The 13162-nt window shown below is 41.9% G+C and carries 8 protein-coding genes and 1 pseudogene; all 9 read left to right on the top strand.

Annotated elements, in window-relative coordinates; genetic code table 11:
• Positions 1–96 precede the first annotated feature (96 nt).
• Positions 97–3588 (top strand): S8 family peptidase, encoded by a 3492-nt coding sequence (locus AC4E8B_RS21585; protein WP_490215491.1) that lies wholly within the window; start codon positions 97–99, stop codon positions 3586–3588.
• A 60-nt stretch (positions 3589–3648) separates the two neighbouring features.
• The gene (locus tag AC4E8B_RS21580) at positions 3649–4185 is read left to right on the top strand and encodes a transposase (RefSeq protein ID WP_490215490.1); all 537 of its coding nucleotides are present in this window, start codon (positions 3649–3651) and stop codon (positions 4183–4185) included.
• Positions 4186–4794: 609 nt separating this feature from the next.
• A pseudogene (locus AC4E8B_RS21575) lies at positions 4795–5058 on the top strand (bifunctional 2',3'-cyclic-nucleotide 2'-phosphodiesterase/3'-nucleotidase); the annotation flags it as partial.
• 93 nt (positions 5059–5151) lie between these two features.
• The gene (locus tag AC4E8B_RS21570; RefSeq protein WP_490215489.1) at positions 5152–6066 is read left to right on the top strand and encodes an anthrax toxin lethal factor-related metalloendopeptidase; all 915 of its coding nucleotides are present in this window, start codon (positions 5152–5154) and stop codon (positions 6064–6066) included.
• A gap of 151 nt (positions 6067–6217) precedes the next feature.
• Positions 6218–8695: a phosphodiester glycosidase family protein gene (locus tag AC4E8B_RS21565; protein WP_490215488.1), complete on the top strand. Its 2478-nt coding sequence runs from the start codon at positions 6218–6220 to the stop codon at positions 8693–8695.
• Between the two features lie 178 nt (positions 8696–8873).
• Entirely contained in the window at positions 8874–9290 is a 417-nt protein-coding gene (locus AC4E8B_RS21560) for a hypothetical protein (RefSeq protein WP_490215487.1), read from the top strand.
• Between the two features lie 185 nt (positions 9291–9475).
• Positions 9476–10681, top strand: a complete 1206-nt coding sequence (locus AC4E8B_RS21555; RefSeq protein ID WP_490215485.1) for a CAP domain-containing protein — start codon at positions 9476–9478, stop codon at positions 10679–10681.
• A 255-nt stretch (positions 10682–10936) separates the two neighbouring features.
• Positions 10937–11557 (top strand): C40 family peptidase, encoded by a 621-nt coding sequence (locus tag AC4E8B_RS21550; RefSeq protein WP_490215483.1) that lies wholly within the window; start codon positions 10937–10939, stop codon positions 11555–11557.
• A gap of 51 nt (positions 11558–11608) precedes the next feature.
• On the top strand, positions 11609–13156 hold the full coding sequence (locus AC4E8B_RS21545) for a hypothetical protein (protein WP_490215482.1): 1548 nt from the start codon (positions 11609–11611) through the stop codon (positions 13154–13156).
• Positions 13157–13162 lie beyond the last annotated feature (6 nt).

The following is a 13162-nucleotide window of genomic DNA, read 5'->3' as shown; positions in this document are numbered from 1 at the left end:
TTGTCGAATTTACATATAAATTAATATATGGAAATGTTTGCTATCTATAGATAGTATTGGTTACTATTAAATTAGTGTTTAGAAAGGGGGAGTTTGATGAAGAAGATAAAAAAACAGGCCATAACATTTGCAGCGGGTTTAGTTCTTGCTGCAGGGCCATGGGCATCCGTCCAAAGCATTTACGCAGATTCAAATATCAATCTAAAAGCCGGGGTGGCTGCTTACAAGGCCGAATCGCCCCAGCTTCAAAAGAAGCTGGAACAAACGAAACAAGCTGCTCTGAGTGAAGATACAATCCTCATTAAATACTCGAAACCGCTATCCGCTTCCGACCACCGGACTGCAGGAGGGACACTTGTAAAGCTGATTCCAGGACTGAATTATGCTGTCGTAAAAGTGAAAGATAAAAAGAATCTCAATAAAGCCATGAATAAGTATAGCAGCTTTAAGCAGGTAGACTCTGTTAATCCGAGCGCTTTATATAAGCCGCTTGCCATAACAGATCCTAAGATCAGTGAACAATATCACCTGAGCCAGCTTAAAGCCGCAGAAGCTCAGAAATTGGCAGGAAATAAACAGGTGACAGTGGCTGTAATTGACCAGGGAACGGACATGAACCACCCTGAATTAAAAGGAAAGCTCCTGCCGGGATATAATACAGTGAATCCTATGAACCAGGGGAGCCCCGACTACCATGGCACCCATGTTTCCGGCATCATTGCGGGTGCCAAAGATAATGGCATCGGAGGCTATGGAATTAATCCCAATGCCAAAATCCTCCCGATTGATGTATTTGATCGAGGATGGGGGGCGAGCGATTTTGCAATTGCCCAAGGTATTCTGCATGCAGTTGAAAAGGGAGCCAAGGTTATTAATATGAGCCTTGGGGGACCAATGAAATCTCCCGTTATAGAAGAAGCTGTAAACAAAGCATTGGAAAAAAATATCACCGTTGTAGCAGCTGCTGGAAATACAGGAGATGACACCTTGAGCTATCCGGCAGCATACGAGGGGGTTATCAGCGTAGGATCTGTCAACAGCAAAAAGAATCTCTCGGATTTCTCAACCTTTGGCCCTTCAGTAGATGTAGTAGCTCCGGGTGACGAGGTATACAGCACCTTATATGATTATGAAAAGAAGTCTACCTTCACTAAGCTGAGCGGTACATCTATGGCTTCGCCTATGGTTGCAGGAACTGTTTCCCTGCTCCTATCCAAATATCCTGAGTTAACCCCTTCGCAGGTTGAATATGTTTTGGAACATACTGCAGATGATTTGGGTGAAAAGGGATTTGATGTGAAATACGGAAATGGATTGATAAACCCTGTACGGGCGCTGCAGTTTAATGTGAAAAACATTCCTAACCTGTCCAGTAAAGCCTGGAGTGAGAAAGAAATCATAGAAAAAGCCGAGAAAGTGGAACTGAATGCCAATACAGCATTTACGGGCACCTTTACAAAACCTTTTGAGGAAAAATGGCTGCAAACGGAAGTTAGGATAGGTGACAAGATACAATTTGAATTGGATGGCGCATCCCAATATGATTATAAGCTTATGATTTATTTAAATTCTCCTGAAGGAAAACTGAAACTGGACATTAATAAAGTGAGGGAAGGGAAGCAGGAAGGTAAATATATCGACATTCCTCACTCCGGAACACTTTCTTTTGGGGTCAAGGATGTAAACGGCAGCTATGATGACTCTGGAAAAAATACTTCAAATTATCAACTGAATGTGAAAAAGCTTAAAGATTTGCCAAAAGATGAGTCTTCAAGCGAAAGCCCAATTGAGATTCAGCTTCCATATGACTCAAAGGGAAAAAATTACACTTTACTGGCAGCGGGCCAGGAGAAGGATGATGATTTTTACTCTTTTTCTGTTGAAGAAGAGCAGCTTGTGAGAATCAGCCTCTCAGCTATTCCAGGAGTCGATACGAGTATCGGCGTATATGAAATTGGAAAAGATATGATTGATCTTGAGGGTATGTCTAAAGAAGAACAGGAATCCTTGAAGAAGGAAATAGCAAAGAGCCAGGAAGAAGGGGAACCTGTTTATTATTCTAATAATAAAGGAAAAAGTGAGGGAGAAACTTTATCTTTTATTGCAAGACCTGAAATGGAATATAAAGTGAAGGCTTCCAATGAGGCGGTCAATTATTTCGGCATCTATGATTTTATTATGAATGAAGAAATGATGGATGAAGAACAAAAACCGGAATTTTCATTGACTCCCTATAATATAAAAGTAGAGGGGAAAGTACTTCCTCCTGATGAAGATGGCCTTCCAATGTTTCCTCCTGATGGAGAAGACATGGGTGGGACAATAGAATCCCAAAGAGAAATTATTTTTGAGGAATACAACCCTGAAGAAGAGTTTGATTATGTGCAAACTATCAAAGATGGAGCGTTGCCTTCAGAAATTGGACAGGCAGTAACAGGTTATCTTCAATCAATGGAAGATGAAGACTGGTATAGTTTCACACCGGGGGAAACAGGCATCTATGAATTTAATTTTGATAATAAATCAAATCTGCCTTTAGTAGAAATCTATCAAATTGAGACAGATAAGGATAAGGAAGGCAAGGAGCATTCTTATTTAAGCTGGATCGGCACCAATATGGATTACAGCTGGTACCCGGGGAAATTGGAAGAAAAGCTTTATACCGGGATGGAAAAAGGTGAAACCTATTATTTGAAAGCAGCAACTGATTACATGGCGGGTTCAGTTTCTTTTGATCCCTACCAGTTTAATTCTAAACTATTAGTCTCTAATCCTGGTGATAAATATGAGAACAACAATGAATTGGATAATATCAAGGACCTCCCATCCGCTGCATTCGAAGCCAATTTTGCCATGCCTAATGATCAGGATATCTTTTATTTTGAACCAAAGAAAACGGATATCTATGCAATGACCATGGAAATGAAAACTGCTTCGGAAGCAATAAAAGCAAAATATCCTAAACAGCTGTTTGGCAGCTACTTTGGATATATGGCTGTAATTGAGGATGTAAACAAGGATAGGAAACTGGACGATGAGGAATATGCGAGATCACAATATCTTGAAAGAGGTTCAATGAATGGGACCACTTATGGCTCCTTTAAAGCCGAAAAGGGAAAAAGCTATATCATTCTTGCTTCTGCATATTTCGAGGGAGTCCTTCCGCTTTCTTTAAATCCTTATAAGCTTACCTTGGCACCCGTAAACAAAGCCGATGAAGATAAAGGATCTGTCGTCAAAGGCAACATTCCTTCCAAGCCGCTTTCTCTAAAAAAGAAAAGCGACAAAGCACTGGAAGCAGCCGGCTACTTAAATGCAGGTGTACCGTATGGCGATGAGGACTGGTACGAGCTGAAGCTTGATAAAAACGCTTCAGGAACATTAGAATTTGTCACAGGCATGGAAGCGGATGGCGTTATATCACTATACAAGAACGGGAAACTGCTGGCCACTTCAGACCACTATGCGGCCGGTGATACAGAGATACTGGCATTCAGCCTCAAAAAAGGCACCTACCACATTAAAGTGCGCGATACATTCGGAAATGCGACTCTGGCACCGTATAAATTGAAAGTAAATAAAAATTAAATCTTGAGGGTCTGACCCCTACTAAAGTAGGGGTCAGACCCTCATTTAAGAGGTGAAAAGATGGCGAGAAAACCCAGAGTCTGGTTCCCCGGGGCAACCTATCATATTATTAGCAGGGGCGTTAGAAAGCATCCTTTGTTTTATGATGAGCAGGACCGGAAAGTTTACTTGAATCAACTGGAAAAAGTAATGGATAGATACCCTTGTAAGATTCATTCATATTGCCTTATGACGAATCACATACATTTGCTCTTGGAGACAGGCTCACACTCTCACTCAAAGATTATCAAGCTTCTCCACACCCGTTATGCTATCTATTATAAGTCTCGGCATCAAGTGTCAGGACATGTTTTTGAAAGCCGATTTACTGGAAAACTGATTGATTCCTTAACCTATTTCTTAGAGGCAAGCAAATATATACACAGAAACCCCTTGGAAGCCAATCTAATTGAAAGCAGCACCAATCCACTATGGAGCAGCTTGCATTATTATAAAGAAAACTCCACCTCCCCCATTTTAACCACCAACAGAATCCTCTCCTATTATCCTAATCCTCCTTTAAAAAACTACCTGCTTTTCATTGAAGAAAAAAAATAATGTTATAAATCTCCTTGAAGGGAATAGATTAGTAGTAGTCTAAATCTGGAGGAGAAAAATGTGAAAAAAATTGCCCTGATTATTCCAATCCTATTATTCGCCTTTATTGTAAACTGCAGCAATGCCCACGCTGATAACAATAAGGGGCCATCATATATGCCCGATAAAAGCAGGATCTATGAATATGCCTACTATGAGGGGCGAAGCAAACAAACATTTAAAAGGCAGGAGGGGAATAAAGCGTATTGGAAGAATATTTATACTTATGGCGGAGATCATGAATCGGAAATTATGTATAGAGAAGATGAGAATGGGCTTTTTGCCGAGAATGTAGATACTAAGTTTTCCTTCCTGGAATTAAAATATCCTATTTTTCTGGGGCAAAGATGGAAGGAAGACTATAATGGCATCCCGCTTACTGTTGAAATAATCGAGATTGGAAAAACAATAAAAACACAAGCCGGAACTTTCACAAATGTAGTTGTCACAAAGGACAGTGAGGGAACATACAGATATTATGCTGAGAATGTAGGACTAGTATTGACTGATCAGCCGGACTTGGAGTACAGCAGTCCTTTGTATGAGGAACTAATTAGCTTAAAAAAGAACCCTGGCCAAGTGGTCTATTGGGATGGACTGGAGCTTAAAAGCGGACAAATTGGAAGGGTGAAAATAAATAAAAGTATAAATCTGTGGAAAAGGGAAGGGGACTCACTTAAATTCGTCCGTATTCTAAAACCTGGAGAAGTGTACAGAGTCTACTCTTATGATTCCAAGTATGGTGGCCAATACGGTGTCGGAGCAGGCTACTATGTCACTAACATGAAGGCGCATATCAAGTACGAAACACCTTCTAAGAAATTGTTGAATTAGGTGGGGTCAGACCCCTACCAAAGTAGGGGTCTGACCCTTTCTTTTTAGCAGCAAAAAGATTAATATTGAACTTAAAGGAAGGGAGAAATCATTATGAAAAAATTCATTGCTGCATTTGCATTTCTAGCACTTCTGCTTTGTGTTTCTCCTGATTCAAATGCGTCTGCGTCTGTCCTATGGGATGGTATGGAATTAAAAAAGGGGCAGATTGGCAGAGTGACAGTTAATGAACCTATAAATCTGTGGAAGAGATCTGAAAGCGGGCTTGTTTTTATAAGGATACTCGAGAAGGGCGAACGTTATAGAGTGTACCGGATGGATTCGGCTTATGGCGGCCAGTTTGGTCTTGGAGGCAATCTTTACATAACTAACATACCAGAAAGAGTTAAATATGAAACACCGTCGGCGGATAAGAGAATGCTGCTGGGATGTGAAAACTCTTGCCTCATCAAGCAGATAGTTTCTCTCCCGCAGGAAAGCTATAACAAAGGGGAGGCAGATGAAATTCTTCAGCGCCTGAAGACATTGCCTATGCCTCTACTTCAGCAAGTATACCTAAATAAAATCTCTATTCTTTTAACAAATGGACCTATTACAGACACCAGTGAATTCGGCTATTTGAAAGGCATCACACCCCGGGGATGGGAAGGAACGAATAAAACCTGGGACGACATCCCTGGTATAGGGGGAACTAAAACAGTTGCCATAAGAATCGGCTACAGCCATAGAGGATCCGGCCATGGATCGATTAACCTCGAACTTCACGAACTGGCCCATTCCTTGGATAGCATTGTAAAAAACCAGATATCATCCGGTAAAGTATTTACGTCCATATGGCAGAAAGAAAAGGAAAACCTTTTTCCTAAGGAAAACTATTACACGGGTTATGCCGAAGAATATTTTGCTGAATCCTTTGCTATGTATTATCTGGATGAAAGCTCCAACAAACTTCTAAACAAGAAAGCGCCAAGGACGTATGAGTTTATTAAAAGTATTAAGTGGCAATAAAGCTCAAAAAAACTGCACCCTTTCAGGGTGCAGTTTTTTTGGGGTCAGACCCCTACTTTAGTAGGATAAGAGGGGAAGATTGGAAGTTTTTGTCCAATTAGTTGGTATTTTGTCATATAATGATAATGTAATATTTAAAAGGAGAGGAATAATGCGGAAAAAATGGTTTGTTAATGTAGTTGTAGCTGCCGCACTGATTATGGGAATGCATTCGCCGGCCGAGGCCAATTCCAATAAGGTGTATTGGGATGGTTTGCTTATGGTAAAGGGGCAAATAGGAAAGATAAAGGTCATTAAGCCTATTAATCTCTGGAAACGGGTTGGAGATAAGCTGGTTTATGAAAGAGTATTAAAGCCTGGGGAGCAGTACCGTGTCTACAGGTATGATAATCTTTTCGGAGGCCAGTATGGACTTGGCGGAGGTTATTATATAACGAAGATAGCAGGGTATGTGGACTACAGGACCCCTTCCAAAAGAAAGCTTGCTGAGCTTGAAGCAGCGGAAGGCGGAGGCAACGCACCGGCGCCTGTATCAAAACTGTCAATTGGTAAAGTCACCAGCCAAAACTCCAAAACGATAGCACCAGGGGTTACACAGACAGAATTGGCTGTCGACAGCAATCGCGGAAAGCAGAAGATTTATGCTGTAGAATATGATGGGAAAACAGAAAAAATTGCAATGGAAACAGCCTTGGCTAATGACCAGCTGTTCGGCTTTGAACAGGTCTCCAAGCAGGCTAACAGAAATCAGGCCCCAGCCAATCATGTAGTTGCAGGGATCAATGGGGATTATTTTGACAGCAATGGACATCCTGTTGACCTAATGGTACATAAGGGTAACATTGTAACGACAAGCCAGACGCCGCTCCTTCAACTAGCTGTGTTTGGGGTCACCAAGGACAGCAAGCCGCTGATCGGAAGTCCCGACCTGAAGTTGTCGGTGCAAATCAATGGGCAGTCACCGTATACAATTAACTCTGTAAACAGAAAGAGGCTTGCCAACAACCTTGTCCTGTATACACCTTTTTTTGCAAGCTCTACTAAAACCAATGAGCTTGGAACTGAAGCAGTGGTGAAAATCGATTCAGGGCAGCTGAACGGGCATAGTGTATTGACTGGTACCGTAACAAAAGTCATCCAAGGTGCCGGGGACCAGAAACTGAACGAGGGAGAATTCATTCTCTCCGGCCATCATCTTGCCAGTCAATATCTGGCGACAGTGAAGGCGGGCGATAAGGTAGAGGTAAGCGCGTTATTCGACTCAGCTGATTGGAACCAGGTCGAAGAGGCGATCAGTGGAAGGTACCATCTTGTAAGGAACGGAAAAGTTATTCCGCAGACCGTTGCAGGTGTGCATCCCAGATCTGCTATCGGTATTAAAGCAGATGGAAGCATCGTGACGGCAGTTATTGATGGGCGTACTTCACAAAGTGTCGGTTTAAGCCTTACTGAAGTGGCTGCTTTGATGAAAGACTTAGGAGCAGTTAATGCGTTCACTTTTGACGGTGGAGGATCTTCCACCCTCGTCTCCAGAGAATATGGAGACAGCCAGGTAACGATTCAGAACAGTCCTTCAGATGGCAGGGAAAGATCAGTGTCTAATTCCCTGCTGTTTATCAGCAAATATCTGAACGGTCCTCTTAATCAGCTGATCCTGTCACCGGAAGAAGTGACCCTGTTTGCGGGCGCGACATATACCCAAAGCAATATGGGGATGACTATTAAAGGAATGGACCGCTTTTATAATGCAGTACCGGTACCCCAGCCCGTAGCATTCACCTCGCCGGCATTAAGGAAAAATGCGGATGGCAGCTATACAGCATTAGGGAATACTGCCAGCAGCGAAATGACTGTAACCGCTGGAGGGATCTCCGGAAAAGTCAAAGTCAAGATCATCAATACTCTTGATCAGCTGCTAGTTCAGGAGAAAGATATAATTGTCGAAAAGAATAACTCTTACAAAATAATGCCTCAGGGTATTTACAAGGGCAAGGCTGTACTGACAGATCCTTCTGCTTTTAAATGGAGCGTTTCACCCAATATTGGAACAATAACAAATGGGGAGTTTAAAGCAGGAAATGCCAATGGAACGGGGACCATTACCGTTAGCCATGGGAAATTATCAGCTAGAATCAATGTGACAGTCGGCACTCCTGAGCCAATCCTGCTTGAAGGCTTTGAATCAGGGTTTGGAAATTATAAAGCCTCAGGAGCAAGATATAAAAGTGTAAGTGCAGAGTCTTCTGCCGCACAAAGCAAGACAGGAAAATACGCTGCAAAGCTTGCATATGAGTTCAATGGTACATCAGGCACTTCAGGTGCATATATTGATGCGGCCAGGCCAATCCAGATAAAGGGCTATCCTAAGAAAATTGGAATGTGGGTTTTCGGCGACGGCAATGGGCATTGGCTGAGAATGCAGCTTAGCGATGGAAAGAATAAAGATATCCAGCTTGATTTCACAAAAGATCTGAACTGGACTGGCTGGAAGTATGTCGAAGCAGCGGTTCCGCAAGGTTTGGCACTCCCGCTGTCAATTGACACACCAGTACGCTACATGGAAGTCAGCGATTCTAATAAAAATGGTGGAATTATCTATATAGACCAGATTCAGGCAGTATATAAATAGGGTCTGGCCCCTTACTTAGCACCCCTGTTGGCTTGTGGGTCTAAAGTAGGGGTCTGACCCCTTTTTTCATTGGTTTGATTTGTATCAGGGGTTATGGTACTCTATTACAAGCGATAATGTTTTGTTTTCATTAAATAGATATTAATTTACAGAACCCTTTTTCTTTGGAGGGAAAAGAATGTCATTAAGACCAAGCCATAATAACATTGATGAAATCAGGAAGCAGTTTGAGAAGGAACCTCCCAAAATAATTGGAGGCTATAAGCGCCAGGTCTGGGCTCAAAAGGCTTTGGATAAAACAGCGAATGATAACATTGAGAAAGAGCCGAAAGGGTTCTTGAGCGCCAAAGCGGTCCTGGAAGCTAAAGACGGCACATTTTACCCGGCATTTCTGTTAATTGATTCTAAAAAGAGCGGCAAAATACAGGACGCCTTTTTCCTGTCAGAAGTGAAGGATCAATTTAACCTTATTCCCCTGGAACTTGCGCTGGAATATGTGGACAAGGACGCCGGCGATATGATGCCGTTCAGATACAGAACCCTTGAACAAATTAAGGGTGATCGCTATCAAAAGAACTGGCCTGATTTCTCATAAGTAAAAAAGGGGCCTGACCTGATGGCTGAGGATATTATCTTCAGCCGGGTCAGGCCTTTTGTTATAGTTTCATTCCCTTTAGAAAGTTCATACTTTTGCCGCTTGAGTGAACAATCTGTGATTGGTATGTTTCAATCAGCAAAAAGATGTCTATAGAAAAAAGAAAAATGATAGGGGGATTATTTTTGAAAAGGCTAGTATTATTGTTTGCCTTATTCGCCTGCGCCATTTTCGGGTTCCAGTTACATGCTTCTTCTGCCGAAAGCTGTCCTGATAAAGTCATGTGGGGAAAGACCGAACTGAAACATGGGCAGATCGGAAAAGTGACCATTTTAAATAATGTACAAAGCTATTCGATGAACAGCAGCATAAAACCGGCAAAATTGCTATTGAAAGAGGCAGAATATCGTGTCTATTCTTATAAAAATGGATACTATGGTTTAGGCGGAGGGCTATTTGTCAAGAAAGACAGCAGTGTTCTTTATCAGACTCCTTCAAAGGCTAAGCTGAGTCTGCTGAACTGCCAAAATGATGATGTTTTTTCGGTCAGCGGCATAACGGTAGGCACTGCCAAGGCGGATGTGGAAAGGCTTCTGGGCAAAGAGAAGGATAGGCAGCTCAATGAATACAGTTCCCAGTGGTATGTATATCACCAAAATTATAAAAATTTCATTCTTGTTTCCTATGATAAGGCTAATAAGGTTGAAGGTTTTTACACTAATTCCGGACAGCTAAAGAGCGGATCGGGTATTACGGTTGGCTCTTCCAAGGCCGATGCGAGGAATAGTCTGGGAAGCCCTATAAGCTATATTGTTAAAGGATATACCCGCTACAATTTTGAACAAACTGCAGAAAAAGATTATTTCTCTATCAAAGGAAATATAGCTGCAGTATTTTACGATGTCCACAATGCTGGAAAGGTAACAGCAGTCCAGGTATTGAAACAGGAAATGGAAGAGAGGAAGCAAGGGTTCTTTGGTCCTCCTACGGTCAGCCTTCAGCTTGCTTTTGAACGCACAATGTTTGATTTAACCAATAGCATACGTGTAAGGAATGGGCTCGGAGCTGTGACGAGAGATACACTTGCTGATCGTTCTGCACGCAAGCACAGCGAAGATATGGCCGATCATAACTTTTTTGCCCATAATAATCTTCGGGGAGAAACCCCATTTACGAGAATGACGAGAGAAGGAGTGCGCTACTCCTCTGCAGGGGAGAATATAGCGATGGGTTATTATAGCAGTATATTTGCCCATGAAGCTCTGCTGAATTCTATGGGGCACAGAAAAAACATTCTTGACCCAAAGTGGAGAAAACTTGGGATTGGTGTTGCTTTTACAGATAAAGAAGGACTTCCTTACTATTCACAAAACTACTTTACTCCTAAATAGGAACAAAGAACCCTCTAATTCTATTCATTTGTAATATAAATGAAATATTAGAGGGCTTTTTTAATATAATTGAAATAAGAAAATAACAGAAAATAAGGTAAAATTACCTTCATAGAGATAAAAATTGACAGCATTTTTATCATTTTGGGGGTACATATGAGAAGATTAGCGAAATTAGTTCTATCTGCAAGTTTAGTTTTGCCCATTTTTGCAGGGGCGGCAAATGCACAAGCATCCAGTTTAAACGAAGATATTGTGAGCTACAGCAAAAATTTTATAGGAATTCCTTATGTATATGGGGGGGCAACAACTTCAGGCTTTGACTGTTCCGGATTTTTGAGCTATGTATACAACCAATACAATGTTGATCTTCCCAGGATTTCTTCAGATCAGTTTTCTGCAGGCGCACCTGTTGAGAAAAGTGACTTGAAGCCCGGGGATGCCGTGTTCTTTGAAACATATAAACCGGGTCCATCTCACTCAGGTATATATATTGGGGACAGCCAGTTTATCCATGCTGACGCCACCAAAGGAATTTCAATCAGCAGCATTGAAGATCCATATTACTGGAAGAGCAGATATCTGGGTGCCAAAAGATACGTCCAGGATGCTCCGAAAGCAGCTTCCCTTCATGCTGATGGAAATTTCCGCGGCCTTGCTGTTAAGAGCGGCCAAATCGGCATAGTGGAAGTCAAGAAACCTATTAATCTTTGGAAACGAAACAGCAGCAATAAATTAGAAATGGTCAGGATTCTGAAACCTGGCGAAAAATACCGTGTTTATGTTTATGATACAATGTACGGAGGCCAATACGGACTCGGAAGCAGCATGTATATTACAAATATGCCGGAGCATATTGACTACTACGAACTATAAAAATTTCATGCCTCCTTGTTTGGAGGCTTTTATTTTGAGGAGGAGACTATTTTGAATAATAGAGTGCAAAAACTGATAGCTGGAATGCTAGTGTTATTGATGGCATTTTCTCTTATTCCCAAAAATACCCTGGGAGCGTCAAACTTAAACGCTTATATGACTGATGCAAAAAACAAGGCCACCGTTCTGAAATGGGCTATTTCAATTGAAGGATCCGGGGATGGCAAGACAAGGCCATGGAAGCAGTATAATGATGCTAAGGACTCTCATGCAAAGGCTCTGGCAATGATTAATTCAAGCAAGCCTGCAAATGCTGCATCACTAAGAAGTACACTTGAAAAAGAATCAATGCTTCATATAAATAGAGCTATGTCTTATATCGACGCCATTACAGCTGGTGAGAAGATTACAGAGAAGAAGAATCAACTCTCAGTTCTTATAAAATCAAACAAAGTAAACGAAGAACTTGAAGCTGCCTATCATTCTTTATCTTCAGAGATAAGGAAACAGGGAGTACTCCTTGATCGAGTATATGGACAGTCGACGAGGGATCTGATCAGAAACAACTACAAAAACAGTGCTGAAACAGTCCGCAACAGCATTAAGAATGCCATTACTGTCAAAATGGAACTGGATGAAATGGAAGCTGCTCTTGCAGCTGGCGACAGGGCAAGTGCCATGGAATACTTTAATGACGTTAAACTGCTCCTTCCGTCAGTAAAACCTGATGCGCACCGTGAAAATTTGAAATTAAGATTCAACGAGCTGGGTAAGAAATATAGCTTGGGAGATACTGATGTACCTGAAAAGGTAGAGTTGTCTGTCCAGGATATAAAAAAGGCCCTAACAGCCGAAGCTAGAAAGCATGGTATTCCGCCAGAGGTGTTAAAAGCGATAGCCATTACGGAGAATCAAGACTTCCGGCAGTTTAACGACGATGGCAGTCCCTTTGTGTCACTGGACGGCGGTATCGGGATCATGCAGGTAACATTGGGAGAAGGTGACAGCGAATATAATCTCCAACGCTTGCAATATGACACTTTATACAATATTGAAAAGGGTACTGAAATATTACTGTCAAAATGGGACTACGGCGGCAGCCGGACTCCTATCATTAATGGCAACGAAAAAGATATTTTGGAGAACTGGTATTTTGCTATATTGGCATATAACGGCCTATCGTTCACCAATGATCCCGCGCGTGCTGCCGGCCAGACTTATCAGGAAAAAGTGTTTGAGAACATGGGGAGATACGGGCAGGTTCATCCTTCCCTTATACCTGAGGCACAGCTATCTATCACTTATCCAAACGGTTTAATGGATTTCAAAGGAAAGATGCTTTACCAGACTGCCAGCAAAACAAAATCGACAGAGCTGTACAAGGCTGGGGATGTTGTGACTTTATCCAGCGAAGGGAATCTTAGGCAGCAGCCTTCCACTGACGGTAAGGATGATCCTCACCCGGCTGGGACGAAGGTCATTATCCTGGACGGCACGTTTGAAGATATCAAGAACAACCTCAATCTTTTTGCATGGTACAAAGTCCAGATCCTGGGGACCAATAAGGTCGGGTATATTGCATCATTAAATTTAAAATAAGACTTA

Source organism: Bacillus sp. SRL543 (genome assembly GCF_984799205.1).
The sequence above is the reverse complement of the archived record's forward strand: the minus strand, read 5'-3'. Positions and strand labels throughout refer to the sequence as shown.